We start from the raw sequence: 25,372 nt of genomic DNA, 5'->3' as shown, positions 1-25,372 counted from the left end.
CAAATCCGGCCGCAAAAGCGAGAACCGCTTTTGCGGCCGGAATGACGTTGAAACAAGGAGATAGAGCGTTTTCAAGCAAAGTGAGCGCCGGTTTGCGTGAAGAAAACGCGTTAAATCAAAAAATTACAGCATTGCTGCGTTTCAACGAAAGGCAGCAATGCGCGGACGCCGGGATCGCCTCGACCAGTTTTCGGCGTGTGGATGTTTGACATGGCAGCCTTGACGATGTATGACTGACGAAATTATAAATTCGTCAGTCGTGAATATGGATGCTCTGGGCCATGGATGACACTCCCGCAACCGGGACGGACAGTAGCCGGCAGGAAAACGTGTCGAGGATACTCGACAGCGCGGAGCGCCTTTTCCGCCATTACGGTTACAGCAAGACCAACGTCGCTGATATCGCCCGCGATCTCGGCATGTCGCCGGCCAACATCTATCGGTTCTTCGATTCCAAGGTCGATATCCACCAAGCCATTTGCGGGCGGATGCTGGCGGCTTCCCATGAGGCGGCGCTGGCGATTTCCCGTCTGCCGCTCAGCGCCGGCGAAAGGCTGCGCCGCCACGTGATGGCGCAATACCAGATGACGCTCGAGACTATGATCGATGAAGAGAAGGTCCACGAGATGGTTATCGTCGCCATCGAGCGGGATTGGCATGTGATCGAACAGCATATCGACCGCATGCACGAGATTATCGCGGACATCATTCATCAAGGCATAGAGGCAGGTGAGTTCGCGCAGCAGGACGCCGTCATCGCGGCGCGCTGCTTCGGCGCGGCGACCGTCAACCTGTGCCACCCGCAGATGGTCGCCCAATGCCGCGCCAAGGAAAACCGGGCGACGGCGGAACAAATCATCGAATTTGCCTTGAAGGCATTGAAGGGATAGGCGGGGTCGTCACGGCCCCGTTCGGCAAGGGATTTCTTAACGTGGAGTAGGCGGATGTCCGCGATCGAGGCCATCATTTCCGGAAAGCAGGTTCGCATCGGCCTGTCCCTGGCCGTGCTCTCGGTGCTGCTGCTGACGGGTTGCTCCGAGGAAAAGGCCGAGGCGCCCCAGGTCGTGCGGCCGGTCAAGGTCATCGAGATCGCCGGTGCGCATAATGGACGCGAATTGCATTATTCCGGCTCGCTGAAGGCACGCACCGAGATGAACCTCGGCTTTCGCGTCGGCGGCAAGATCATCCGCCGGCTGGTGGATATCGGCGACAGCGTCAAGGAAGGGGATGTCCTGGCGCAGCTCGATGCCGTGGACTATGAGCTGTCGCTGAAAAGCGCGGCTGCGAGCCTCGAGGCGGCCAAGCGGCAGGTCGAGACGGCGGCCATCAGCCGCAACCGCGCGGAGCAGCTTCTGGCCCGCAACGTCGTCGCCAAGTCGCAGTTCGAACAGGCCGATCTCGCCTATCAGCAGGCCGTGGCGATGCGCGATTCCGCGCAGTCCGCGCTCGCCCAGGCGGAGAACCAGGTGAATTACACCGAACTCAAGGCGGTCGGGAACGGCATCGTGACGGCCATCAACGCCGATGTCGGGCAGGTCGTCGGTTCCGGTACGCCTGTCGTGACCGTGGCGCTCGACGGCGAAAAGGAAGTACAGATTGCGGTTCCCGAAGTGGACATCGCCCATTTCTCGCCGGGCAAGGCCGTGAAAGTCGGTTTCTGGTCCGACGCCATGCTGAATCTCGACGGCAGGGTTCGGGAGGTCGCCGGAAGCGCCGATCCCCAATCGCGCACCTTTGCCGTGCGCGTCAGCGTGCCCAATGATTCCCGCATTCTGCTCGGCATGACGGCCACCGTCAGAACGGCCGCCGAGGCCGCCAGCCCCCTCGTATCCGTTCCGCTCAGCGCCTTGTCGACGAAGGACGGCGCTCCCGTCGTCTGGGCCGTCGACAGGGCGGCAAGGACCGTGCATGCGCGTCCCGTCGACGTCGCGGATTTCACGGCTGACGGCGTGCGCATCGCCGGCGGGCTGACTGCGGGCGACATCGTCGTGACGGCCGGAACACAGTTCATGACCGAGAACTTGCAGGTGAAGCTGCCCGCCGATGCGGGGACGCACCAGTCCGCCGCGACCGAGACCGGCGTGGTTCTGCGCTAAACGGCGCCGCTCTCTCTTCTGCCGGGGACGGACCGATTGCGGGACCGCCCGTGGGACCGCCCATGGGACCGCCCTTGCCCGGCTGCTGACAGGTGCCTGCGCCCGGACGCAGCAACCGGAAACGGACAATGCCGATGACGACTTCGCCCATGACGACTTCGACCGACGAAAAGCAGCCCTTCAATCTCTCGCGCTGGGCCATCAGGCACGCGAGTATGGCGCGTTTCCTGTTCGTCTTCATTCTGCTGGCCGGCGTCTTCGGGCTGATGCGCATGGGTCAGAAGGAGGATCCGGATTTCACCTTCCGGGTCATGGTGGTTCAGGCCGCATGGCCCGGCGCCTCCATTCAGGAGATGGAAGACCAGGTGGTGAACCGCATCGAGCGCAAGCTGCAGGAAACCCCCCATCTGGATTTCATTCGCTCCTACACGCGCGCCGGCAGCGCCATCATCACCTTGCAGATCAAGGGCGACACCAACGCCGAACAGGTTGCCGACAGCTTCTATGAGGTACGCAAGAAGGTGAACGACATCGCCGGCGAGCTGCCCGAGGGCCTGATCGGACCCTATTTCAACGATGAATTCGGGGACACCTTCATCACCCTGCATTCCTTCAGCGGCGAGGGGTTCACCTTTCCCGAGCTGAAGAAACTCGCCATTCAGGCCCGCGACATGCTGCTGTCGACACCGGGCGTCGAGAAAGCCGTCATCATCGGCGATCAGCCGGAGAGGATCTATATCGACATCTCCTCCACGGCGATGGCGGAGCGGGGATTGACACTCAACGATCTGAGAAACGCGCTTGCGGGGCAGAATGCGGTGGATTCGGCGGGTTTCGTCGAGACGGACACGCGATCGGTGCGCATTGCAGTTGAAGGAAACGTCAGCAGGCTGGAGGACATACGCGATCTGCGCCTGCGCACCGGCGGCCAGGTTACCCGGCTCGGCGACATCGCCACCGTCTCGCTCGGGCTGGAGGATCCGTTCTCGCGAAAATTCCGCTTCAACGGCGCGGACAGCGTGCAGGTCGGCGTGGTGATGGCCAGCGGCTACAAGGTCACGGATGTCGGCCGGGCGGTGGAGGAAACATACCGGCGTTTCGAGGCGGTACTGCCCTATGGCGCGCATATCGACCAGATCTCCAATCAGCCCGAGGTGGTGACGGAGGCCGTCAGTGAGTTCATGAAGGCGCTGGGCGAGGCGCTTGCCATCGTGCTGGTCGTGTCCTTCCTGTCCATCGGCTGGCGCGCCGGGCTGGTCATCGCCATCGCCATTCCGCTGACGCTGGCGGCCACTTTCGCCATCATGTACGAGCTCGGCATAGAGCTTCAGCGCATCTCGCTCGGCGCGCTCATCATCGCGCTCGGTCTCCTGGTGGATGACGCGATGATCGTCGTGGAGCTGATGGAGAGGAAACTGGAAGAGGGGCTCGTCAAGCTGGAGGCGGCAAGCTTCGCCTATGCCTCGACGGCATTCCCGATGCTCACCGGCACGCTGATCACAACCGCCGGTTTCATCCCGGTCGGCTTCGCCGCGTCCACGGCGGGAGAGTACGTGCGCTCGCTGTTCTATGTCGTCGGCATCGCGCTGGTGATATCGTGGTTCGTGGCGGTCTATTTCACGCCCTGGCTCGGCTATATGCTCCTCAGGCAGCGCCATCACGCCGGCAATCACCACGATGTCTTCGACACGCGCTTTTATCGCCGCCTGCGGGCTACGGTGGGCTGGGCCGTGCATCACCGTCTCGTCGTGCTTGCGCTCACGCTCGCCACCTTCGCGGTGAGCCTGTGGTCCTTCCAGTTCATTCCGAAGAACTTCTTCCCGCAATCCTCGCGGCCGGAAATCCTCGTCGACCTGTGGTTGCCGGAAGGCACGAGCATTCTCGAGGTCGAAAGGCAGGCGAAGGCGCTCGAAGCCCGCATCATGGATGATGACGACAAGCGCTTCATCGCCACCTATATCGGCGAGGGCGCCCCGCGCTTCTTCCTGCCGCTCGACCAGCAGCTTCGCAACCCGAATTTCGCGCAGCTTCTCATCATGGCCAGGGACGAGCCCGCCCGCGAGCGCCTGATCGCCAAGCTGCGCCAGCTTCTGGCCGAGGATTTTCCGGATATTCGCGGCAAGGTCGACCGCCTCTTCCTCGGTCCTCCGACCGGCTGGCCGGTCCAGATGCGCGTCACCGGGCCGGATCGCGACGAAGTCCGGCGCATTGCCGATCAGGTCAAGGCACGCTTCATGGCGAATCCGCAACTGGCATCGGTTCACGATGACTGGCTGGAGCCCGTGACCTCGATGAGGCTGGTTGTGGATCAGGACCGCGCCCGCGCGCTCGGCGTCACCTCGCAACGCATCCGCCAGATGCTGCAGGCGGGGATGTCCGGTGTGCCGCTCGGCGCTTTCCGCGATGGCGAGGAGACCGTTTCCGTGGTCGCGCGTGAGCCGGAGGGCAGCCGGCGTCTGCTGTCGGCCGTGGAGTCGATCTACATCCCGACGGATTTCGGGGGCTTCGTGCCGCTGTCACAGGTGGCGAAGGTGGTGCCGGTGATGGAGCAGGGGATCGAATGGCGCCGCGACCGCCTGCCGACCATCACCGTGCGCGCGACCCTGCCCGATGACGTGCAGCCCAACGATGTCGTCCTGAAGATGTATGCCGACATGCAGGACCTGCGCGCCGGGCTGACACCCGGCTACCGGGTGGAAATACAGGGCGGCGCCGAGGACTCCGCCGAAAGCCAGGCCTCCATCGCCGCCAAGGCGCCTGTCATGATGGCGGTCATCATCGTGCTGCTGATGATCCAGCTCCAGCACTTCGGCAAGGCGATGCTGGTGCTTGTGACCGGACCGCTCGGCATTATCGGCGCGGCGGCCGCGCTTCTCATCAGCGGCGCGCCTTTCGGCTTCGTCGCCATCCTCGGCGTCATCGCGCTGCTCGGCATCATCATGCGCAATTCCATCATTCTGGTCGACCAGATCGATCAGGACATCGCGGCAGGCATGGAACGCTCGGAGGCCATCGTCGGCGCGGCCGTGCGGCGCTTCCGTCCCATCATGCTGACGGCGATGACCGCCGTTCTGGCGCTCATCCCCATTTCCCGCGGCGTGTTCTGGGGGCCGCTGGCCTATGCGATGATGGGCGGCATCCTGGTTGCCACCGTGTTGACGATCCTCGTGCTGCCGGCCGGCTATGCCCTGTTCTTCGGCAAGGAGCGCAAGCAGGGGACGGTCGTCTCCGCCACGGGGAGCGAAGTACCGGCGCAATGACGCGCGGATCGCCCGATTTGCCGGATCGGATCATGGGCACCCGGCCCGCAGACCGGCGTTGCCGACGCGACGCCCTGACCGGTGACCTTCACGAGGCAGCGCTTATCCATTCCTCGCTTTTTGCCCAAAGCCGCCTGGCTTTGTCAGCGTCGAGCGCATATGACCTTACGCCGTCGGCAAACGGGTTGGGCGTGTCATCGATCGGCGCGACCGCACAATCTTCGAGATAGTGCCCGCCGATCTCGTCTTTGTCAGCCACGACTGCGGCCCAGACTGATGTTGCCGCCGCCTGCGGGATCTCTTTCAGCTCTGCTGGCGGAAGCCTCGCTTCGGCGCGCGCTTTGCCAACGGTCTCGAAAAGGCCCTGCAAGTCTTCCTGCGCGAGATGGCGGGGGAGAGCAGTGAGGCTATTCCCGGGCATCACCGAGGCAGCCCGGATGCCGCGATCGCGATGCCGCCGGTCGAATTCCACTGCGAAGAGAGAGGTTGCCGTCTTCGATCGGCCATAGGCGACCCAAGGGCCGTATGCCTGATGCTCGAAATTCGGATCGTTGAGGTCAACATCGGCGACGCGATGCGCCTGGGACGACAGCACCACCAGGCGCCCGTTATCGGCGAGCAGCGGCTCGATCCGATTGATCAAGGCAAAATGACCAAGATAGTTGACCGCGAACTGGACTTCGAAGCCATCGACCGTCCGACCGAACGGCGTTGCCATAACGCCGGCGTTGGCGATGATGGAATCGAACGGCCGGCCGTCAGCCAGCAGTCTATCCGCACAGGCACGAACGCTCTGCAAGGATGCCAGATCGAGCGCGATCAGCTCCAGGCTGCCGCCTCCCTCCGAGGCGGCGTCACGGACCGGTGCAGTGGCCGGCTCAGCTTCAGCGAGGTCCCTGACTGCGCCGACGATGCTAGCGCCATGAGAGGCCAGTGAGCGGGCGGTTTCGAGCCCGATGCCCGACGATGCACCCGTAACGAGAAATCGCTTTCCCTTCAGCTCAGCGCTGGAAAGAACCTCATCGGCGGTCGACTTTGCACCAAATTTCTTGGTCATCTCTTTTCCTTCAATTGCGCGTGTAAGAGCTTTGACCTTCGTCGGCCTGATCTGCGACACTCAGATTTGGATTCCGCCGGCCACATCCAGGACGCTACCGCTGATATAGTCGGCGTTTGGACCTGCGAGGAAGCATACGGCCGCTGCCACCTCCTCCAAGGTCGCGATCCGGCGGATTGCGTGCAGATCCATTATCGTTTCCGGCAAGTTGTGGGCAGCGGCTGCCGCCATGTCCGTGGGCATGATGCCTGGCTGCACGACGTTTACGGTGATGTTGCGCGGGCCAAGATCACGCCCGACACCTTTCGCATACCCGACGATTGCCGCCTTGGTGCCCGCGTAGTCCGCCGCGCCAGGGAATGCGACACGGCTGCCAAGTGCTGAACCTATGAAAATGATACGTCCACCGTCCGAGAGTTTCCGTGCTGCGGCTCGCGTTGTTGCAACAGCACCGAGCACATTGATCTGCCACTGCCGGTCGAGTTCATCGGCATTGAGTTCGGGATCGTCGACCCTCTTGCCCTGAACCGCGATGGCCGCATTGTTCACGAGGATGTCGAGCCTGCCGAAGTGTGAGACGACGGCGTCGATCAAGGATTTGGCGGACGACAGGTCGGCCTGGTCGCTCTTGATCGCGATGGCGCGCACGCCTGTCTTTTTCAGCTCCTGAACGACCCCCTCCGCTTTTTCCGCTGACGCGACATAGCTGATCGCAACGTCAGCCCCCTGGGCGGCCAGCGCCGAGGCGGTCGCAGCTCCGAGGCCCCGAGACCCCCCGGTTATCAGAGTAACCTTGCCCTTCAACATGTTCGACATGAGAACCCTTTCCGTACACGATCAAGCGCCGCCTGACCTTAGCGAGCGATAGCGCTGTGTTTACGTAACGACCATTACTATAACGATTGGTATGAAATGTAGACAGGGGCTGTCAAGTGGTTTAATAATGACCATTATGAAAAAGGCTGAGTTGAGCTGATGGGACGCCATCGCGAATTTGACGTGGAGAAAGCGCTCGACGCCGCGCTATGCGTCTTCTGGCGCAAGGGCTACGAAGGTGCTTCCTACGCCGACCTGACCGAGGCTACCGGCGTAGAGAGGCCCGCCCTCTATTCTGCATTTGGCAATAAGGAAGCGCTCTTCCGCCAAGCCCTGGCTCGCTATTACGAGCGATATTTGGACTACATTCCGGAGGGGCTCCAGCTCCCGACAGCGCGGGATGTTGCTGCGCATATCCTGTACAGTGCAGCCGACCTCAGTACGCGTTATCCCGACCATACGGGGTGTCTCGGTATCAATGGGGCCCTGGCGGGATCGGATGAGGCGGAACCTGTGCGACAAGCGTTGATAGATGCTCGCGCGGCTGGTGAGACGCAGCTTCGCGAACGCTTCGAACGGGCAAAGGCCGAGGGCGACTTACCGGAGACGGCCAAACCTGACGTCCTTGCGGCGTTCGTGATGGCTGTCCTTCACGGCATGGCGGTGCAGGCCAAAGCCGGCTTTAGCCGCGACATGCTGGAGGCTATTGCCGAGCAAGCGCTTTCCACGTGGCCTGCCGGTAGTTCCACACTTTCCGGAAAGTCACCCTAAGAGGCCGTCTCGGAAAGAATTCAATGGCTTGTGATTCCTTCGGGTTTGCAAAGCTTCGATGGAGTTCACGATGGCCCGAATTGAACCCGGCGCGGGTATGTACGCCGGACAACGCGTTACGCAAGCGATCTGACGGATCGGGAATGGGCGATCGTTGATCCGCTTCTGCCTGCGCCTCGGCGACTGGGCAGGCCGCGGACGACCGATCTCCGGGAGGTGGTGAACGCCCCCTCTATATCGCTTCGACGGATTGCCAGTGGCGGATGTTGCCAAAGGACTTGCCACCCTGTTCGACCGTTCAGCGCTACTTTCACGAATGGCGGGCAATGCGGTTGTGGAGCCAGATCAACCACGCTCTGGTCATGGAAGCGCGAGAACTGGAAGGCAGAGAAGCCTCTCCGACGGGAGAGGAAAAGCCAGTTCTTCAGGTCGCCCAAGGGGTTAAATCTCCAGTTTGCTTGGCACCGCGAGCTTCTGCAGCATTTCGTCAGCCAGGGCAATGCTGGGTGCGATAGCGAAAGCGTTCGCTTTCAAAGCTTTGGTCATTCCAGATCAAGCCTCCCGAAAAGGTCGATGGTCGCGTCGATGTCCTGGCGGGTGATGCCGAGATGGGTCACGGCCCGCATGCGAAACGGTGCCTCGACGCCAATGCCTACACCATGCCCTGCGAGGAAGGCAGCAATGTCGGACGCCGTACGGCCCGACGCAGAGACGTCGAGCCAGCATCTCGCGCACAGGCGCGATGCCGCTGCCGAGCTTGAGATTGCTGGCGGGACAATGAGCGATCATGCTGCCGCTGTCCGCGATCCGGACGCCATGACCACCAACGAAGTGAGGCCCCAGCGCACCAACCGCCATGCCGAGCCCCACTGCTTCCTGATCGAGCTGCCGCCAGATAAAGGTCGAGATCATCGCCATGCCCACCGGCGCGAGCAGGATCGACGCAACGAGTTCACGGCCGCGATGGCGAAGACGAGCAGCATTGCGGTAATCAGGCTCGGCAGCACCAGCGGCAGCGGGATGCGCCGGAAGGCCGTCAGCGGCGAAGCGCCGAATACCCACGGCCGCCTCCAGGTTGTCGCCCACCTGACTGAACGCGGCATTGGCGTAGCGCTACGGTGTAGGGCAGCAGGATGCAGCAATAGGCCATCAGCAGGCTCAGCGGCGTGCCGTAGGTCGGACCGGCAGCCACGGCTGGTTCCACGCCACGATGATGCCAGGAAGGGCGTCGGGAACGACGGTCAGCGCATCGAGAAAGCCCTTGCCACGAAAGCGCGTGCGCATCACGGTATAGGAATGTCGCTGCGCGATCAGGCCGGTGAGCAGTACCGTGACCGCGCCGAGGCTGAGACTGTTGACGAGCGCCCGAAACGCGCCGTTCTCGTCGGCGGCGATGGCGCGGAAATGGCCGAGGCCGAGGTTATCCGGCGACAGGCATCGCTGCCGGTGGAGAACACAATCCAATGACACCCATCAAAACCCAGACTGCTTCATCTCTTCATTTCCAGCGCAAGATTTCTGAGTTCTGCGATGTCCGCCTCGCACCCCTCGTCTCAAAGCGAATTGTCTCAACACGAGCCTTGGTCACTTGATATCCATATAGCGCTTCCGGAGTTCATCCCGCGCCGGTGTGCCAACCAGGTCGCAGATACGTTCCTTGCTCACCATCCGGTCCCGCAGCCGCCTGTCGGTGCCGTTGGCCTTGAGTTCCCGGGCTAGTTCCTGCACCCCCCAGACAGCCGCGCGCAGGACACCGCTGCCGAAGGTCACGAGCTTGACCCCCATGGCCTCCAGTTCCTGCGCCGGCAGATCCAATGGATCCGCGGTGCCGCCATTATAGATCAGCAGCGGCGCCCCCACATGATCGACGGCCCGCTTCAGTTCATCTGCCGATCGAAGAGACTGGACGACCACCATATCCGCCCCGGCACGGGCATAGGCCCGTCCTCGTTCCAGGGCTTCGTCCAGCCCATAGCGCGACCGTGCATCGGTTCGCGCTATGAAGACGAAGTCGGGATCCTGCCGCGCATCCAGCGCTGCCTCGATTTTATTCAGCATTTCAGCAAGCGGAATCACGTAGGCGCCGTTGAAGCTTCCGCTCTTTGCGACAGTCACCTGGTTCTTGACCGCGGTCACCTGGTCCTCGCAGTGCACCGCCGCCACGCCTATGCGCTCGAATTCCCTGACCGTCCGGTGGAGGTCCAAGGGACTTCCGCTGCCAAAGCCGGTCTCGATGTCAGCGACAACCGGAACACCGACCGAAGCGACAATCTCGCTCACGCGGCCCAGATATTCCGTCCGCGTCGCCTCGCCGTCCGGGTAGCCCATGACCGCATTGATATTCGAGCCGCCCACATAAATGCAGCCAAAACCCGCATCCTCGATCATACGTCCCGAGAGGGCGTCGAAGGCGCCCGGTGCAACGATGATGCCATCGTTGCGCAGGAGCTCCCGGAACTTCTTTCTCGTCGTCAATGTCGCCACACTTCCATCCGTCCGCATGTCGTCTCAAAAGCCCCCGCCATCAGCCGCCTCATGCCGCCTTCGTATATTCGTGGCCGATTGAAGCGCCGAAAGCGCCCATATCCGCCTTGTATTCGGCAACCACTTCCGGATCGACGGCCACCTCGGCATAGAGATAGAGCAGCGGGATGGTCGCATAGGCCTTGTAGACGAAATCGCCAATCTCGCGCAGCAGGGCGCTGCGCTTCTCCGGGTCGACACTTTCGCCGAAGCTGGCAATCCGCTCCTCGATATAGGGATCCTCGAAGAAATGATAGATGCCTTTCGACGAGAAATATTCTATGACGCGGAACAGCGGCCTGATGGAATTCCTGCCGGTATAGACCGTATTGTAGAAGTTCGCCGCCCGCTGCCGGTTGTTCTGCTCCGCAAATTCCATTTCGACCAGGTTCGGCCTGAGGCCGATGTTCGAATAGTAGATGCTGAGCGCCTCCACGACCGTCGGCAGTTCCGGAAAGCCGGCCGGCGACACGACGCTCATGTCGAACTCGAAGCCGTCGCCATAACCGGCTTCCGCAAGCAGCGACTTCGCCTTTTCCGGATCGTAGGGATAGGGCTCCCACGCGGGATCGAACTCGGCATCCGTGGACTGGAAACCCTCCACGACGGCTGCGGTGCCACGCCCGCCGAAGATCTGGGCATTGATTTCGTCCCGATTGACGGCGAGGTTCATGGCCTGCCGGACAAGCTTGTCGGTCAACGGGCCGGGCGGCCCTTTGGGCGTCAGGTAATTGCCGCCGAACCGCGCGGAGATGCTCGCCGCAGGACGCGAACTCGTGACGATCTTCTTGCCCCGCGCAAGGGCCTGTGTCTGCAGTGACCGGGAGATTTCGGCGATATGGACTTCGCCGGCAAGCAATGCGGCGAGCCTTGTCGTTTCTTCGGGCATATAGTGGAACTGCAATTCGGCAAATTCGGGCGTCTTCCGCCAGTGATTCTCGACGCGCTTGAAGAGGATATATTGCCCCTGGCGGAACTCGACGAACTCGAAGGGACCGGTACCGACAGGTTTGGCGGCATATCCGGCTTGGCCGACGCTGTCCCAATGGTCCTTGGAATAGATCAGGAAACCTTGTGACTGGCTCAGGTAATAGGGCAATTCCGGCTCCGCAGCCTGAAGCTCGAAGATCACCTCGTGATCGTTCACGATCTTTATCCGGTCCGCGGAAGCGATCAGCCTCCGGAAGACCGAGGCGCTGGTGGCGCGGGAATCCGGCGCCGTCAGGAGCTCCCAGCTCTTGACGACGTCTTTCGCCGTAAACGGCTTGCCGTCATGAAAGGTGACGTCGGAGCGAAGCGTGAAACGCCATTCCTGCGTATCGGCCGAACTCTGCCATTCGGTCGCCAGATTTGGAATGACAGCGCCGCTCACGTGGTCCGTCATCGTCAGGAACTCGTACATCGGCTGAAGCGGACCGGTGCCTTCGTTCTCGGTCATGAAGCCCAGGGTCGTCTGGGTCGCCGGCGGGGTCAAGGCGACCTTGAGCCGGGTCTCGTCCGCTGCGGAGGCTTTGCGAGCGCCGAGCACGCCCGAACCGGCGACGGCAAGGGCGGCCGAAGCCTTCATCAAGCTGCGCCGCGAAATAGGAAACTTGTCGTACATTCGGTCCTCCCAACCCTTTTGTTTTCATCATTCAGTGTAGCAAGGACACCTGGCACAGCTAATACAATTTGACGACCACGCCATAAATGCGAATTATGGATTCCGGTTCTCCTCACAATCTGCGTGTCGGCCGGAGCCTCCGATGTCCGCTCGACATTGGTGAAGGCAACCTTGATATGGAAACCCTGGGTAGCGATCGAATGGAACTTCGTCATCTTCGGTATTTCGTGGCGGTCGCACGCTGCGGCACGGTGACGGCCGCAGCCAACCACGTGCATATCTCGCAACCGGCGCTCACCTATCAGCTGAAGCAGATGGAAGAGGAACTCGGCGTCAAATTGCTCGAACGAAATCCGCGCGGCATTTCGCTCACGCCCGCGGGCGAGGTTCTGCTCGCCAAGGCCGAAGCCGTGCTGACAGAAATGGAGGCCATAAAGCCCGCGCTCATGCGCTTCCGCGGGCCGGCGAAACGCCATGTCACCTTCGGCATCGCGCCGACGCCGGCGAGAGCCCTGGCCGCGGATCTTATCGACGCCTGCACCAGGTCCGGCAGGTTCGAAATCGATATCCGCGAAGCCTTCAGCGACGATCTGCACAGGATGGTCGCTCTCGGAGAGCTGGACTGCGCGCTGTTCTACGGCACTCCCGACCCGGGCCGCTCCATCGCGTCGATCGCGCTGGTCCGGGAAGCGCTCTTCGCCATAGCCGCTCCCAAGCTTTTCGCCGGGGTTGCTTCCGATGTCATCCGGTTCGAGGAACTGGCGACCTTGCTGCTCGTCCTCGAAAGCACCGGCATGATCGGCAGGCGCCTGGTCGACGAGGCCGCTGCCGAGCGGGGTCTGACGCTCGATGTGGTGACCGCAAGTTCCATTCCGGTAAAAAAGGAGGTCATTGCCCGCAATGACCGGTCTACGGTCGGTCCCGTGGGACTTTACGCCGAAGAGCTTGCCGCGGGCACGCTGCGGGCAAGGCGGATCGTCGAACCGGAGCTGGTTCGGACACTCTGTTTCGGATGTGCGCGCAACCGCGAGCATGAGATGGCCGACCTCACGGCGCTGGTGATAAAGCTGGTTCGGACCCACGCCGACCGTGGCGTGCTGCATTGGCAACGCTTGGACGGCTAGAACCTAACTGCGCAGGCTCTTCCGGCCCGCGGTTTGCGTCTTCACGAGCGGAAGCAGGCATGCCGCGATCTCCTCTGGCACTTCAAGCGGCGTGAAATGCCGGACCTTCGGCAGGATCACCAGACGCGCGCCGGGAATGGCCGCGGCAATCTGACGGGACATTTCCGGAGGTGTGGCATAGTCGTTTTCGCCGACGATAACCGTTGTCGGACAATCGATCGCGCCGAGCGCTCTCCGGCCGTCGAATTCGCCGAGCAGCCGGCAGGCGGATTCATAGGAAGGCACGTCGTTCGCAAGAAAGATGTCGAGCATTTCCGCCACCACCGGATTCCCGCTTTGCCGGAACTCCTCGGAAAACCAGCGGTCGAGCTGGAATTCGCTCAGAGCCGCCATGCCGCCTCGCCGGGCCCGCAGGGCCCGTTCCCGCCAGCGCTCGGGCGCGCCGTCACCGTACCATGCGGTCGTGTCGATCAGTCCCAGCCCGCTGACGCGCTCGGGATAGCGGTCGACGAAGGAAAGAGCGACACAGCCGCCCATCGACGCGCCGGCGATCACCGTTTTCGACCATCCGACATGATCGAGGATATCCTTGAGATCGTCCGCATGGCTTTCCGCCAGCCAATGTCCCGAGACCCGCGGCGACTGCCCGTGGCCCCTGAGATCGACGGTGAGCACGTCTACGTGACCGGGCAGCTTTTCGATCATCCGGTTCCAGAACGTGCCGTTCGAGGCCAGAGGATGGAGCAGAAGGAGCTTGCCCGCGGCGGCTTGGCCGGAGGGATAAAGCGTGTGGTGCAGTCGTTCGCTGTTTCTCATGGGCACTCGCATAGCTGCAATCGGCGCACTGAAATCCTTTGCCGGGCGCGAGAACGTCCAGGCCCTATCCATAGTCACTGACAGCCTCTAGTTGCGCAGCAGCCGTTCCTCCGGACAAATACAATTTGGATGGGCCACCATCAGCGAAGGTTATGGCTGAAGTCCTGCGGATGCGCCGACGACGTCCGGCTTTAAGCGACACAGGCGTCAGTGCGGCAGGAGCATGTCGACGACGACTGCGACCAATTCCACGTAGCTCCGCGCGAGAAGATAGGTGATGCCGCTGCCTGCAAGCGCGGCCACCGTCATGACAACGGCGTGTTCGGGAATGGTCCACAGACCCCACGCAAGCGCGAGCAGCGGGAGGCAGGCGATCGCGGCGGCCAGCCTCGCGCCGTGGCGCACGATGAACGCCAGCGTGGGATATCGGCGCGGGCCGGCGGAAGCCTTCGTGGGGGGAGCGGCGGATTCGGTTGTCCGGCGGCCGAGGCAAGCGGCTATGTGCTCGGCGGCGCGCTTTCCAAAGACCGCAGCCTTCGCAAGCCCGCTTACATAGGAATGGCGCTCGCCCCCTTCCAACCCGCCGGTCGTGGACCCCGCTGCATAAAGTCCCTCGATAATCTTTCCCTCGCGGTCGAGGACCCGCGCATCGCCGTCGATCCGAATTCCGCCCATGGTGAACGTCAGGCCGGCGACCGCGGGGATCGCCAGGAAAGGCGGCGTGAGGATCGGCCGCGGCGTGTGCTGGTCCGACGAGCGTGCCGGATGCACGTCCTGCCAGTCACCGGTCGCGATCGCCCGGTTGTGCGCCTCGATCGTTCGCCGAAGAGGCTCGAGCGGGAGCCCGGCCCTTTCGGCCAATTCGTCGATACTGTTTGCCCGATGAATGGTCCCGCCGAGCTTTTCGAGTTTGGGATTGGGGATCGATACGTGTTTGCGGACAGTGATGTCGTTCCAGGTCGCGTCGTCGCTGATGACCACGGCGGAAAGCGGGTCATCGAGGGCCGCGATCCTGTTGGCAACGTAGACACCGCCAATCCCTTCGTCACAAAACCGCTGTCCGGCGGCATCCACCACGATGCCGCGAACACACAGCTCGTCAAGCAGCGGGTACGGCCAGAGTTGCCGGTTCGTCAGGGCATCCCGGCTGACAACATGGCCGTAGAAGCCGAGGAGAGAGGTGATGCCCGCCCCGGCGGTCTCCGCCATCCTCAGCCCGTCTCCGTTCGCTGTCCCGGCATTGCGTTGCAGCACCTTGTGCGGTTGCGTCGCGATGGCGGCCGCGAGCCTGCCGGCATCTCCGGAAAAGCCGCCGTCGCAAAGAACCACGGACCTTGCCGAAAGGCGCAGCTCGCCTGCAGTCGTCATCGCTGCGACTCCGGTGCAGCGGCCATCGCGCATGAGCAGTTTCGTGGCCCGGCTTCCCAGCATCAGCTTTCCGCCGAGAGCTTCCAGACGCTTCGCCAGAGTATCGAGAAGAACGTCCGGGCCACGCCCCTTCCAGCTTTCAAGCCAGTCGAGATCGTCGTCCAAGGGTCGCGGCGGCGCGGCCATGGCCGTGTTGCGCGCATGCGGTCCCGAGTTGATGAACCGTACGCCCTGACGGCTCAGCCAGTCTATGGTGCTGCCGGCATCGTTCGCCAGCGTTGCGGCGAGCGCTGGATCGGCGTGACCGCAGGTCGACCGCTCGATGGCCCTGAAAAGATGGTCGGGCGGCATTCGGATGTCTTCATGCGCGACATGGAACACGCCGCCGGAAATGCGACTGCTGCAGGGATAGGACGGATCGCTTGCCTTCTCCATGACGACCGTCCCGAGACCCAGTTCCGCCGCGCGGACGCCCGCGCATAATCCAGCAATTCCGCCTCCGACGACCACCACGTCGAAGTCGTCCATCCGCTCCCCCGCCATCAACTCTCTCCCGATTGTCTTTACAGCAAGGCGTACCGCGGGCTGGCTTCGGGAGTAAAATACAATTGGCATGAGCCGGTATAGGCCGTTCTTATGACGGGTGCCGCGGACCTCCTGCCATAAGCGGGGCTTATGCGACGCGTGCCAATTTGTATTTGCGATCTCCCGAAGCCGCCGCCTAAGGTCTTCGATGAGGAATTTCGTCGGCGGAGGAGTGAGCGGCCGACCTCAGGATTATCAGCCGGCGGTCGAAGAACCGCCCGGCCCGGCCGTCGGCCGAGGAGGAAAAAATGGATCGGCTTCAGCAAACTGAGCGGCGTATCGTCGGGTCGGGCGACCACGGATATGAGTTCATTCCGAACCGGGGCAGCTTTCCGCCCGATCTCTACAACAGCGGCGTGGCCGTGGACTCCCGTGAGCTGGCCGTCGATTCGAGCGGTAACATCTGTATGGCGACCCACACAGTGGTGAACAAGCCCGTCCGTCTCAAAGGCATCCAACGTGCAACGCCGCCGGCGCCGGCCATCTATGGCGATGCGCCGATCGCATAGGAGGCGAGTGGACACCCTTCGCGTTCTGACCTTTATCCGGAGTGATTGAATGCAGCGCTACATCGCCATGCGGCTCCTGCATATGTTGTTCGCGCTGCTGGCCGTCAGCGTGATCATATTCATCCTTTCGCGGCTGATCGGCGACCCCATCGAAACCATGCTGCCGCCGGAGGCGACGGATGCCGACCGCGAGATACTTCGCCACATCTGGGGTCTCGACCGCCCCCTGGTCGAGCAATATTTCAGTTTCCTAGCCAACATGCTGCAGGGGAATTTCGGCGTGTCGCTCAAATGGCGGCAACCGGTCGATATGCTGATCCTCCAGCGCCTGCCGGCAACGCTGGAGCTCGCCTTGTACGCGCTGGTGACGGCATCGCTGGTGGGGCTGCCGATCGGCGTCATTTCCGCGGTCAGAAAGGGTACATTGGTCGACAGCGGTGCCAAGATCTTTGCCCTGCTCGGCCAGTCCATGCCGTCGTTCTGGCTGGGCACCATGGCGATCTGGCTCTTCGCGGTCCATCTCGGCTGGTTGCCGACGTCCGGCCGCGGATCCTTCCTCCATGCCATCATGCCGGCCGTGGCTCTCGGCCTGTTCCAGGTGGCCGCAGTCGCCCGCATCACGCGATCGTCGATGATCGAGGCACTGAACGCCGAATATGTGAAGCTCGCCCGCATCAAGGGCCTGCCGGAATGGAAGGTGATCTGGAAGCATTGCCTGCGCAATGCCAGCATCGCGCCGCTCACCTATTTCGGAATGATCGTCGGCGGCTGGATTTCCGGAGCCGTCGTCATCGAAACCGTGTTCGCCTGGCCGGGTCTCGGCCTGCTTTCCATCGAGGCGATCAAGGCGCGGGATATCCCGGTGGTGCAGGCGATCGTGATCTTCTTTTCCGTTCTCTACCTGACTTCGAGCCTCGTCGTCGACATTCTCTATGCCTATCTCGACCCAAGGATCCGCTATGACTGAGGTGACCGATCGCCGGATGCCGGGAACGCCGGTCAAGCCCAATCCCGCGGTGGAGGCGGCCATCGCGGCCCATCGGAAACGGACCAGCGGGCTGCGGGGCGTTTTCCGCCGCCTGACGCGCTATCCCGTTCTTCCGGCCCTGATCCTTGTCGTGGTGCTGGTCGGTCCGGCACTTCTCGCCGACGTGCTGCGGGCCCACCTGCCCTTCGTCCACAACCCGGAAGCGGGAAACCTGAGCGCCCGGCTGCTGCCGCCGGCCTGGGCGGAACCGACCATGCTGAACGGAGTGCAGATCAAGCCGGGGGGCAACTGGGAGCACATCCTCGGCACCGACAAGGTCGGCCGCGACGTGCTGAGCCGCATCATCTACGGAGCCCGCGTTTCGATCGTCGTCGCGGCGCTCTGTATCGCCGTCGCCGGCACGGTCGGAACGATCCTCGGCCTGCTTGCCGGTTATCTCGGGGGCTGGTGGGACCATGTCATCATGCGCATGGTCGATCTCACTCAGGCGATCCCGACCATCATCCTGGCGCTGGTGCTTTCGGTGGTGATCGGGCCGGGCCTTCATACCGTCGTGACCGTCATCAGCCTGGTCTACTGGGATCGATACACCCGCCTCGTCCGGGGAGAGGTGCTGGCGATCCGTTCCCGCGATTTCGTGGCCCGGGCCAAGATCTCCGGCGTGCCGACCTGGCGGATCCTGGTGCGCCACATCCTGCCGAACGTCGCCAACACGATCATCGTCATCGCGACGCTCGAAGTGGGCCAGGTCATCCTGCTGGAAGCCACCATGAGCTTCCTCGGCGTGGGCATTCCGCGTCCGCTGTCGGCATGGGGCCTGATGGTCGCCGACGGCCGCGACATCATCATCGAGGCCTGGTGGGTCGCATTCTTCCCGGGCCTGGCAATCCTCCTGACAGTGTTGTCGATGAACCTTCTGGGCGACTGGCTGCACACCCGTCTCGACCCCAAGCAGAAGGACCGCTAGCCGATGCTGTACCAGACGCCACGCGACGACATCGCAATCGAAGTCCGGGACCTTCACAGCTGCATATTCACCGACACTGCCGTGCTTCGTCCGGTCGACGGCATCAGTTTCAAGGTTCGCCGCGGCGAGACTCTCGGTATCGTCGGAGAATCAGGGTCTGGAAAGACCATGATGAGCCTGTCTCTGCTCGGCCTCCTGCCGCGGCCCGGCGGCCGGGTGGTCAGCGGCCAGATCATCGTCGACGGGGAAGACATCGCGCAGAAGTCGGACCGGGAGATGCGCGAAATACGCCGCCGCAGGATATCGATGATCCTCCAGGATCCGCAGACCTCGCTCAATCCGGTCTTCACTATCGGCAACCAGGTTCGGGAAGCCGTCCGCCTGCGCGGCAGCGCGGCGCGCGCGAGGTCGGTCGAACTCCTGCGGCAGGTGAATATCGCCGCTCCCGAGCAACGGCTGAAGGATTATCCGCACCAGATGAGCGGCGGCATGAAACAGCGCGTCGTCGGAGCGATCGCCATCGCCGGAGAACCCAGCGTCATCGTCGCGGACGAGCCGACCACCGCGCTCGACGTCACGATCCAGCTTCAGTACCTGGAACTGCTGCGGGAGCTGCAGCGACGAACGGGAACGGCGATCATCTTCGTCACCCATGATTTCGGCGTCGTCGCCCGCATGTGCGATTCCGTTGCGGTGATGTATGCGGGGCGCATCGTCGAGCAAGGGCCGGTCCGAGAGATATTCGACAATCCGCAGCACCCTTATACGGAAGCGCTTCTGGCGGCGGTTCCGGATGTCGAAAAGCGCGTCGACCGGCTCCAGTCCATCGAAGGGCAGCCGCCGATGCTTTCGAACATGCCCGAAGGATGCCGCTTCGCGCCGCGATGCAGATACGCCCGGGATCGCTGCCGGCAAGCCTATCCCGATATCTACACGATCGGGCCGGATCATGTTGCCGCCTGTTGGAGATTGGATCCGTCATGGACACAGCCGTGATTGAAGCTGAGAACGTAACCCGGCACTTTCTGGTCACCAAGGGACTGTTGTTTCCCAAGGAAATCGGAAGGGTACGCGCGGTTGACGGCATATCCTTCTCGCTGGCGCCCGGCGAAACGCTGGGCATCGTCGGCGAGTCCGGATGCGGCAAGACGACGACGAGCCGCATGCTGCTTGGACTGGACAGCCCGACCTCCGGGACGATCCGCTTCAACGGCCGGAAGATCGATAACGACACGCGGACGACGCTTTCGCCTTCACGGCTTGGCATCCAGGCCGTGTTTCAGGATCCCTGGTCCTCGCTCAACCCGCGCATGATTGTCCGCGACATCGTCGCCGAGGCCATCACGGTCCGTTCGAAGCCGAGCAAGCGGGAGATCGAGGCCCGGGTCGCGGAACTGTTGACCAAGGTTGGTCTCGATCCTTCCATGGCTTCCCGCTATCCGCACCAGTTCAGCGGCGGCCAGCGGCAGCGCATCGCCATCGCCGCTGCACTCGCCCCCGATCCTAAGCTGATCGTGCTGGACGAGCCCGTATCCGCGCTCGACGTGTCGGTGCGGGCGCAGGTGATGAACCTTCTGAAGTCCATTCAGGAGCAATCCGGGGTCGCCTATGTAATCATCGCCCACAACCTGGCTACCGTCCGCTACATGGCGCACCAGATCGCGGTCATGTATCTGGGGCAGTTCGTGGAATACGGGCCGACCGAGACCTTGTTCAGCAAGCGGCTCCATCCCTATACCCAGGCGCTTCTCGCCGCCTCGCTCTCGCTCCATCCGGACGACGACGTCGCGAACATGGTCATCAAGGGCGAAACCCCCTCGCCGATCAATCCGCCGGCAGGGTGCCGCTTCCATACGCGCTGCCCGTTCACCATGGACAAGTGCCGAACGGTGGAGCCCGCCGCGAAGCACATTTCGGACGGCTACAGGGTGGCTTGTCATCTGGTCTGATCCAGAGGGTGTCATGCCAGGGCCGCTTGTGGCAACGGCATCTTCTCGCGCGCGTTGTGCGCGGTGCTGCCTGACGATATCGTCATCACCGGGGTGGAACCTTCCGCCGACATGCGTGCCCAGGCATTGCGGGACGGTACCCTGCCCTTCCTGTCCTTTGTGGACGACACCGCCGAGCGCCTGCCCTGCGCGGATCACTCCGCACGCGCCGTGACCGCAGCCACCGCTGCGCACTGCCCTTCCTTCGCGGACGACATCCTGTCGAGCCTGACGATATAGGCCTGGGACGCATCGAGCGCGCCGGATCCGGAGTGAGCGCCGCGTATGCAGGTTCGTCCGTAATGTCGTCAAAAATGCCGATGAAATCTGCGAGTAACTCAACGTAGCGGGCGCTGTCGTAGAACGACCCGGTGAACTCACGCTCCCGGGTCCGGTGCCAGGCAACTTCGGCCACCGAGACCATCACGTCCCTGACGCAATACCGGGCACCACGGTGCTCGGTATTGAACCGGTTGCCGCCCATCCGGGTCGTGGGCTTGCCCCCGCCCTGACATGCTCCTTGTAACCGTGGGCCGCGGGTCTGCCCTTGTATAAATCGTGGAGGATGGCTGAGGCGGAGTCACTCGGCCGCGGGCCGGAGCGTCTTATCCTCCGCCGCTGCCGCGCGGATCGCATCCCAGATCCGGACGGGCGTGGCCGGCATATCGACATGTCGGACGCCGACCGGAGCGAGCGCGTGGCAGATGGCGTTCATCGTTGCCGCGAGCGCGCCGACCGTCCCGGCCTCGCCCACGCCCTTCACGCCGAGAAGGTTCATGGTCGTTGGAACCTCGACGCTCTCGCACCGGATATTCGGGATGTCTGTTGCGAGCGGCATCCCGTAGTCCATGAACGAGCCGGTCAGGAGTTGGGCGGAGCCGGCCTCGTGGACGATCTGCTCCTTCAGCGCCTGGCCCATGCCCTGCGCGACACCGCCGTGAATCTGCCCTTCCACAAGCAGGGGGTTGAGAACGGTGCCGACATCCTCGACACTGACATAGTTTAGGACCTCGACCAGTCCGGTCTCGGGGTCCACTTCGACCTCGCAAATATGGCAGCCGTTGGGGTAGGTCGGCGCGGGCGCCGTGAAGGCGCTCTCGCCGGCCAGCCCGCTGCTCGCCCCCGGAGCTATGGCGGCGGCAATCTGCGCTGCTTCCGCAAGCGACAGCGACTGATTGGTCTCGCGCAGCCTGAAGACGCCCTCCGAGAAGGTAACGGCCTCGGGCGAAACGCCGAAATGGTCGGCAGCGAGCGCCCTTCCGCGCTCGATCAGGCGTTCGACGTTCTGCGTCATGACCGAACCGCCGAGGACGAGCGCCGCCGATCCACCGTTCCCCTTCCCTTTCTTTAGTGCCGCCGTGTCTCCCTGCCGGTAGCGGACTTTCTCCGGCGCAATGCCGAGTCCCTGGGCGACGATGTTCGCGAAGGTCGTCTCGATCCCCTGCCCCGTCGACATCGTGCCCGAATAGATAGTCACGCAGCCGTCCGGCTCGGCTTCAATCCGGCCGTAATCCGTGCTCACGGCGCCGAACGGACCGGCGGCCACTTCGATAGGGTTGGCGATGCCGATGCCTCGCAGCCGCCCGCGCCTCAAGGACTCCTCGCGCCGCGCCGCGAAGCCGGCGTAATCCACCGCCTCGGCCGCCTTCTCCATGTTCTGGGCGAAATCGCCGCAGTCGTACTTGTAGAGAAATCCGGTCTGGAATGGCATCGCCTCGGACGGGATCAGGTTGCGACGCCTAAGCTCGAAAGGGTCGATCTCCAGTTCGCGCGCCGCGCAATCGATGGCGCGCTCGAGGGCGTAGGTCGCGTCCGGGCGCCCCGCTCCGCGATAGGGCGCGGTCGGCTGCGTATTCGTCAGGATTCCCGAAGCCTCGCCGAAGATCAGCGGCGTGCGGTAGACGCCCGCGATACCCCCGAAGTTCATCACGTGAGAGGCCGAACGCGCACCGAAATACGCGCCGATATTGACGCGATAGGCGACCTTAAGCGCAGTGAAGTTGCCGTCCTCGTCCAGACCGAGCGTTGTGTGTATTTCCGCGTCCCGCCCATGCTCGTCCGACAGGAACGCCTCGGAGCGGTCCGACACCCAGCGCACCGGTCGCCCGACGCGGCGGGCCGCCCAGAGGACGATTGCCTCGTCGCGCAGGAACCCGCCCTTCATGCCGAACGAGCCACCAATGTCATGCACGATCAAGCGCAGCTTCGATGCGTCGATCCCAAGCGCGTCCGCGAGAGGTGCCAGCATCGCGTACGGGCTCTGGTGGCTCATGTGGAGGGTATACTGCTGCTCGGCGTCCACTATGCCAACGGCCGCGCGAGGCTCGATCGGCATCGCCGCGACGCGTGAAACGCGCGAGCGAACCTCCGTGACGTGGTGCGAAGCGGCCAGCGCGGCGTCGACCGACTCCTGATCGCCATGCGACCAATAGAAAGCGACGTTATCGGGGGCATTATCCCAAACGGGCCGGGCCGCGTCCGCAGTCGCCTCGGCGATGGTGGAGACGGCGGGCAGTTCCTCGTACTCGACAAGGACGCTTTCGGCCGCGTCCCGTGCGAGCGCCAGCGATGTCGCGACGACGACGGCTACCGGCTCCCCCACAAAACGCACGGTGTCGGCCACGAGAAGAGGACGTGGCGTCGATGCCGCCGGCGCCCCGTCGCGTCGGCAAAACTTTGTCGCCGCCGCTCTGCCGTCGAAACCGTCTGCAAGGGCATCGGCTCCGGTCAGAACCGCCACCACGCCCTCATGAGCGGCCGCCGCATCGACGTCGAGGGAAAGGACGCGCGCATGCGCGTGCGGGCTGCGAACCATGACGGCATATAGCATATCCTGGAATGCCAGGTCGGCGATGTAGCGGCCCTCCCCGCGTGTGAGCCGGTAATCTTCGCGCCGCGTTATCGACTGCCCGAACCGCAAGACTGCCATGCTACTTCCCCTCGCGAAGCGGCCTGACTTCGCTCTTTAGCACCGCCATTAAAGAGATAGCTTTATACTCTGCTGGCCGCATTTCTCCAATCAGAGCTCGCCGTTTAGGCATAAACGGGTATGCGGCCCACATGGTGGTGGAAAGCTCGATTGCCCTTCGCCGGAACGACGCCCGTCCGGCATTCGGCGTCAGCCGGAGCAGGAGAGCGCATCCGAAAAACACAATGGAAGTTCGACAACGGGAGCCACTGGTGATGCCGAGAAATGCAGTTCTCGGCGCCGCCCTCGTCGGCTCCGGCGTTGTAGTTGCGGGCGGCGCTCCTCCGGCAGCCGCGCAAACCGCATGGCCGAGCCGTGATCATCCCATGGACACCAGCTATTCCGCCTTGTAGGCCGTCACCACGCGCTCTGCGACCTTCATCCCCTCCGCGGCTATCGGGACGCCGGCATAGACGCCGGCCTGAAGCACGATCTCGATGATCTCGTCCTCGTTCACCCCGTTGTTCAGGGCGCCCCGGACGTGAATCTCGAATTCGTGCCAGCGAGCCATCGCGGCCAGCATGGCGATATTGAGCATGCTGCGCGTCTTGCGCTCCAGCCCAGGCCGCACCCACACATTGCCCCAGCAGGTCTCTGTCGTGAACTCCCGGAATGCCAGCTTGAACTTGGACGGATCGGAGTCCGGCTGACTAACATAGGCCTGCCCGAGCACCTCGGCCCGGATCTGCCGGCCCAGTTCGATCTTTTCCTCATGCTTCATGATGTTCGTCTCCATATTCCGCGTTCACGTGACGCCACTTGGACTCCCCGGAGCAAGCGGCGCGGACAGCACGAGGCCGCCTGTCTTCACCTGTCTTCATGAACTACATCAGGAAGACGCCCTTGCCGCCGCTCTGTTGAGCGAAGTTGCGGTAGGCCTCGTCTCCCTGATCCAGACGCCACCGGTCGGTGAAGACCTTGTCCACCGGGATGCCGCGTTCGGCGACGTAGCGCGCAAAGCTCGCCTGACCCACCTTCGAGAAAGTCCACGAGCCGATAATGGTCAGCTGGCGCGAGGTGATGGTGCTGACATTATCGACATGGAATCCGGTCGTGCCGGCAATCAGCACCAGCGTACCCCAGGGCGCTAGAGCGCCGAGCGCGGCGGAGCGCGCCTCCGGCGAGGCCGACGCCTCCATGGCGACCTGGACACCCTTTCCGCCCGTGAGCGCCTTGATCGCCTCGACCGGATCCTCCTGGCGTGGATGGACGACGTGGTGGGCGCCGAGTTCGCGCGCCCGCGCCAACCGCTCGGGTGACAGGTCCAGCGCGATGACGCGCACGCCCATGAAGGCCGCGAGCTGAGTCGCGGCCAGCCCGACCGGCCCCTGCCCAAAAATCGCGATCGTATGATCCCCCGACAGGCCCGCCCGCTTGAGCCCCTGGAACGCCGTTCCCGTGCCGCAGGAGATCGCCGCTCCGGCTTCAAAGGAAAGCTCGTCGGGAAGTGGTACGAGCGTGCGTGCGGGCACCTTCATATACGGCGCGTGCCCGCCGTGAGCGCCGATACCGTAGACGAGTGGCGTCTGGTGATCGCACATCTGCTCCCAGCCGCTCCGGCAGTGATCGCAGACGGTGCAGCCCGCATAATGGTGCACCATCATCCTGTCGCCGACCCGCGCCTGCTCCTTGGACACGCCCGGCCCGATCGCGGCGACGACGCCACAGGGCTCATGGCCGGCGATGACGGGCTTGGCCATCGCCACGCGGGCGATTGTCAGCGTTCCCCGCGGAGCTTTGTACATCTTGAGGTCACTTCCGCACATGCCGGAAGCCTTCATCTCAAGGACGACTTCCCCTTCGCCGGGCGTGGGATCGGGCACATCCAGGAACTCGATCGTGCTGCTTCCACCAAAACTCAACCCACGCATGTCTTTCCCACCCTCCCTAGCTTCCGATGATCTCGACACCCGCTCCCGGCCGGGCGGGGGTG

The 25,372-nt window shown here is 63.2% G+C and carries 23 protein-coding genes and 2 pseudogenes; 13 read left to right on the top strand and 12 right to left on the bottom strand.

What is annotated here, in order from left to right; genetic code table 11:
- Positions 1-41 precede the first annotated feature (41 nt).
- The 4 genes from ACUSIJ_RS15415 (at position 42) to ACUSIJ_RS15400 (ending at position 5,356) form a co-directional block, all read left to right on the top strand.
- Entirely contained in the window at positions 42-209 is a 168-nt protein-coding gene (locus ACUSIJ_RS15415) for a hypothetical protein (RefSeq protein ID WP_449309294.1), read from the top strand.
- A 72-nt stretch (positions 210-281) separates the two neighbouring features.
- The gene (locus ACUSIJ_RS15410) at positions 282-890 is read left to right on the top strand and encodes a TetR family transcriptional regulator (protein ID WP_449309293.1); all 609 of its coding nucleotides are present in this window, start codon (positions 282-284) and stop codon (positions 888-890) included.
- A 54-nt stretch (positions 891-944) separates the two neighbouring features.
- On the top strand, positions 945-2,096 hold the full coding sequence (locus ACUSIJ_RS15405) for an efflux RND transporter periplasmic adaptor subunit (protein ID WP_449309292.1): 1,152 nt from the start codon (positions 945-947) through the stop codon (positions 2,094-2,096).
- A 149-nt stretch (positions 2,097-2,245) separates the two neighbouring features.
- Positions 2,246-5,356: an efflux RND transporter permease subunit gene (locus ACUSIJ_RS15400; RefSeq protein WP_449309456.1), complete on the top strand. Its 3,111-nt coding sequence runs from the start codon at positions 2,246-2,248 to the stop codon at positions 5,354-5,356.
- An 88-nt stretch (positions 5,357-5,444) separates the two neighbouring features.
- On the opposite strand, the gene ACUSIJ_RS15395 is transcribed toward ACUSIJ_RS15400, so the two are convergent.
- Together ACUSIJ_RS15395 and ACUSIJ_RS15390 are read right to left on the bottom strand one after the other, a co-directional pair.
- Positions 5,445-6,413, bottom strand: coding sequence for an SDR family NAD(P)-dependent oxidoreductase (locus ACUSIJ_RS15395; protein ID WP_449309291.1), 969 nt, complete (start codon positions 6,411-6,413; stop codon positions 5,445-5,447).
- A 60-nt stretch (positions 6,414-6,473) separates the two neighbouring features.
- Complete coding sequence (locus ACUSIJ_RS15390) at positions 6,474-7,229, bottom strand: SDR family NAD(P)-dependent oxidoreductase (protein WP_449309290.1); 756 nt, start codon at positions 7,227-7,229, stop codon at positions 6,474-6,476.
- A gap of 159 nt (positions 7,230-7,388) precedes the next feature.
- On the opposite strand from ACUSIJ_RS15390, the gene ACUSIJ_RS15385 reads away from it, so the two are divergent.
- Complete coding sequence (locus tag ACUSIJ_RS15385; RefSeq protein WP_449309289.1) at positions 7,389-8,000, top strand: TetR/AcrR family transcriptional regulator; 612 nt, start codon at positions 7,389-7,391, stop codon at positions 7,998-8,000.
- 129 nt (positions 8,001-8,129) lie between these two features.
- Positions 8,130-8,404: pseudogene (locus tag ACUSIJ_RS15380) on the top strand (transposase); the annotation flags it as partial.
- 148 nt (positions 8,405-8,552) lie between these two features.
- On the opposite strand, the gene ACUSIJ_RS15375 reads toward ACUSIJ_RS15380, so the two are convergent.
- The 4 genes from ACUSIJ_RS15375 to ACUSIJ_RS15360 all read right to left on the bottom strand — a co-directional run bounded on the left by ACUSIJ_RS15375 (position 8,553) and on the right by ACUSIJ_RS15360 (position 12,126).
- Complete coding sequence (locus ACUSIJ_RS15375) at positions 8,553-9,062, bottom strand: hypothetical protein (protein ID WP_449309288.1); 510 nt, start codon at positions 9,060-9,062, stop codon at positions 8,553-8,555.
- Positions 9,063-9,158: 96 nt separating this feature from the next.
- Positions 9,159-9,464, bottom strand: a complete 306-nt coding sequence (locus tag ACUSIJ_RS15370) for a hypothetical protein (protein WP_449309287.1) — start codon at positions 9,462-9,464, stop codon at positions 9,159-9,161.
- Between the two features lie 120 nt (positions 9,465-9,584).
- Positions 9,585-10,484: an isocitrate lyase/PEP mutase family protein gene (locus ACUSIJ_RS15365; protein ID WP_449309286.1), complete on the bottom strand. Its 900-nt coding sequence runs from the start codon at positions 10,482-10,484 to the stop codon at positions 9,585-9,587.
- Positions 10,485-10,533: 49 nt separating this feature from the next.
- Entirely contained in the window at positions 10,534-12,126 is a 1,593-nt protein-coding gene (locus tag ACUSIJ_RS15360; protein ID WP_449309285.1) for an ABC transporter substrate-binding protein, read from the bottom strand.
- Between the two features lie 95 nt (positions 12,127-12,221).
- Here ACUSIJ_RS15360 and ACUSIJ_RS15355 point away from each other — a divergent pair, with 95 nt between their 5' ends.
- On the top strand, positions 12,222-13,250 hold the full coding sequence (locus ACUSIJ_RS15355; RefSeq protein ID WP_449309284.1) for a LysR family transcriptional regulator: 1,029 nt from the start codon (positions 12,222-12,224) through the stop codon (positions 13,248-13,250).
- A 3-nt stretch (positions 13,251-13,253) separates the two neighbouring features.
- Here ACUSIJ_RS15355 and ACUSIJ_RS15350 read toward each other — a convergent pair whose 3' ends face one another.
- Together ACUSIJ_RS15350 and ACUSIJ_RS15345 are read right to left on the bottom strand one after the other, a co-directional pair.
- The gene (locus ACUSIJ_RS15350) at positions 13,254-14,066 is read right to left on the bottom strand and encodes an alpha/beta fold hydrolase (protein WP_449309283.1); all 813 of its coding nucleotides are present in this window, start codon (positions 14,064-14,066) and stop codon (positions 13,254-13,256) included.
- A gap of 207 nt (positions 14,067-14,273) precedes the next feature.
- On the bottom strand, positions 14,274-15,977 hold the full coding sequence (locus tag ACUSIJ_RS15345; protein WP_449309282.1) for an FAD-dependent oxidoreductase: 1,704 nt from the start codon (positions 15,975-15,977) through the stop codon (positions 14,274-14,276).
- A gap of 290 nt (positions 15,978-16,267) precedes the next feature.
- Between ACUSIJ_RS15345 and ACUSIJ_RS15340 the strand changes: the two genes are divergently transcribed.
- The 6 genes from ACUSIJ_RS15340 (at position 16,268) to ACUSIJ_RS15315 (ending at position 20,711) form a co-directional block, all read left to right on the top strand.
- Positions 16,268-16,528 carry a hypothetical protein gene (locus ACUSIJ_RS15340; RefSeq protein ID WP_449309281.1) on the top strand — a complete coding sequence of 87 codons (261 nt, stop codon included), beginning with the start codon at positions 16,268-16,270 and terminating at the stop codon, positions 16,526-16,528.
- A 49-nt stretch (positions 16,529-16,577) separates the two neighbouring features.
- Complete coding sequence (locus ACUSIJ_RS15335; RefSeq protein WP_449309280.1) at positions 16,578-17,495, top strand: ABC transporter permease; 918 nt, start codon at positions 16,578-16,580, stop codon at positions 17,493-17,495.
- Complete coding sequence (locus ACUSIJ_RS15330) at positions 17,488-18,483, top strand: ABC transporter permease (protein WP_449309279.1); 996 nt, start codon at positions 17,488-17,490, stop codon at positions 18,481-18,483. Before ACUSIJ_RS15335 ends, ACUSIJ_RS15330 begins: the two co-directional genes overlap by 8 nt.
- A gap of 3 nt (positions 18,484-18,486) precedes the next feature.
- Positions 18,487-19,479: an ABC transporter ATP-binding protein gene (locus tag ACUSIJ_RS15325; RefSeq protein ID WP_449309278.1), complete on the top strand. Its 993-nt coding sequence runs from the start codon at positions 18,487-18,489 to the stop codon at positions 19,477-19,479.
- Positions 19,464-20,432, top strand: a complete 969-nt coding sequence (locus ACUSIJ_RS15320; protein WP_449309277.1) for an ABC transporter ATP-binding protein — start codon at positions 19,464-19,466, stop codon at positions 20,430-20,432. Before ACUSIJ_RS15325 ends, ACUSIJ_RS15320 begins: the two co-directional genes overlap by 16 nt.
- A 63-nt stretch (positions 20,433-20,495) precedes the next feature.
- Positions 20,496-20,711 (top strand): hypothetical protein, encoded by a 216-nt coding sequence (locus ACUSIJ_RS15315; protein WP_449309276.1) that lies wholly within the window; start codon positions 20,496-20,498, stop codon positions 20,709-20,711.
- A 34-nt stretch (positions 20,712-20,745) separates the two neighbouring features.
- Here the strand turns inward: ACUSIJ_RS15315 and ACUSIJ_RS15310 are convergent.
- From ACUSIJ_RS15310 to ACUSIJ_RS15295, 4 genes and pseudogenes are all read right to left on the bottom strand, one after another.
- Positions 20,746-20,955 (bottom strand): annotated as a pseudogene (locus tag ACUSIJ_RS15310) (RES family NAD+ phosphorylase); the annotation flags it as partial.
- 96 nt (positions 20,956-21,051) lie between these two features.
- Entirely contained in the window at positions 21,052-23,400 is a 2,349-nt protein-coding gene (locus ACUSIJ_RS15305; protein WP_449309275.1) for a xanthine dehydrogenase family protein molybdopterin-binding subunit, read from the bottom strand.
- A 376-nt stretch (positions 23,401-23,776) separates the two neighbouring features.
- Complete coding sequence (locus tag ACUSIJ_RS15300) at positions 23,777-24,160, bottom strand: carboxymuconolactone decarboxylase family protein (RefSeq protein ID WP_449309274.1); 384 nt, start codon at positions 24,158-24,160, stop codon at positions 23,777-23,779.
- 103 nt (positions 24,161-24,263) lie between these two features.
- Positions 24,264-25,310 (bottom strand): zinc-dependent alcohol dehydrogenase family protein, encoded by a 1,047-nt coding sequence (locus ACUSIJ_RS15295; RefSeq protein WP_449309273.1) that lies wholly within the window; start codon positions 25,308-25,310, stop codon positions 24,264-24,266.
- Positions 25,311-25,372 lie beyond the last annotated feature (62 nt).

Source organism: Pseudochelatococcus sp. B33 (assembly GCF_053570585.1).
Note: the sequence above shows the minus strand (reverse complement) of the source record. Positions and strands in the feature narration are given on the sequence as shown.

Bases quoted from the DNA above. Each gene is read 5' to 3' on its own strand.
- ACUSIJ_RS15415 (WP_449309294.1), top strand. From the start codon at position 42: ATGACGTTGAAACAAGGAGATAGAGCGTTTTCAAGCAAAGTGAGCGCC.
- ACUSIJ_RS15410 (WP_449309293.1), top strand. From the start codon at position 282: ATGGATGACACTCCCGCAACCGGGACGGACAGTAGCCGGCAGGAAAAC.
- ACUSIJ_RS15405 (WP_449309292.1), top strand. From the start codon at position 945: ATGTCCGCGATCGAGGCCATCATTTCCGGAAAGCAGGTTCGCATCGGC.
- ACUSIJ_RS15400 (WP_449309456.1), top strand. From the start codon at position 2,246: ATGACGACTTCGACCGACGAAAAGCAGCCCTTCAATCTCTCGCGCTGG.
- ACUSIJ_RS15395 (WP_449309291.1), bottom strand. From the start codon at position 6,413: ATGACCAAGAAATTTGGTGCAAAGTCGACCGCCGATGAGGTTCTTTCC.
- ACUSIJ_RS15390 (WP_449309290.1), bottom strand. From the start codon at position 7,229: ATGTCGAACATGTTGAAGGGCAAGGTTACTCTGATAACCGGGGGGTCT.
- ACUSIJ_RS15385 (WP_449309289.1), top strand. From the start codon at position 7,389: ATGGGACGCCATCGCGAATTTGACGTGGAGAAAGCGCTCGACGCCGCG.
- ACUSIJ_RS15360 (WP_449309285.1), bottom strand. From the start codon at position 12,126: ATGTACGACAAGTTTCCTATTTCGCGGCGCAGCTTGATGAAGGCTTCG.
- ACUSIJ_RS15355 (WP_449309284.1), top strand. From the start codon at position 12,222: ATGGATTCCGGTTCTCCTCACAATCTGCGTGTCGGCCGGAGCCTCCGA.
- ACUSIJ_RS15350 (WP_449309283.1), bottom strand. From the start codon at position 14,066: ATGAGAAACAGCGAACGACTGCACCACACGCTTTATCCCTCCGGCCAA.
- ACUSIJ_RS15345 (WP_449309282.1), bottom strand. From the start codon at position 15,977: ATGGCGGGGGAGCGGATGGACGACTTCGACGTGGTGGTCGTCGGAGGC.
- ACUSIJ_RS15340 (WP_449309281.1), top strand. From the start codon at position 16,268: ATGGATCGGCTTCAGCAAACTGAGCGGCGTATCGTCGGGTCGGGCGAC.
- ACUSIJ_RS15335 (WP_449309280.1), top strand. From the start codon at position 16,578: ATGCAGCGCTACATCGCCATGCGGCTCCTGCATATGTTGTTCGCGCTG.
- ACUSIJ_RS15330 (WP_449309279.1), top strand. From the start codon at position 17,488: ATGACTGAGGTGACCGATCGCCGGATGCCGGGAACGCCGGTCAAGCCC.
- ACUSIJ_RS15325 (WP_449309278.1), top strand. From the start codon at position 18,487: ATGCTGTACCAGACGCCACGCGACGACATCGCAATCGAAGTCCGGGAC.
- ACUSIJ_RS15320 (WP_449309277.1), top strand. From the start codon at position 19,464: ATGGACACAGCCGTGATTGAAGCTGAGAACGTAACCCGGCACTTTCTG.
- ACUSIJ_RS15305 (WP_449309275.1), bottom strand. From the start codon at position 23,400: ATGGCAGTCTTGCGGTTCGGGCAGTCGATAACGCGGCGCGAAGATTAC.
- ACUSIJ_RS15300 (WP_449309274.1), bottom strand. From the start codon at position 24,160: ATGAAGCATGAGGAAAAGATCGAACTGGGCCGGCAGATCCGGGCCGAG.
- ACUSIJ_RS15295 (WP_449309273.1), bottom strand. From the start codon at position 25,310: ATGCGTGGGTTGAGTTTTGGTGGAAGCAGCACGATCGAGTTCCTGGAT.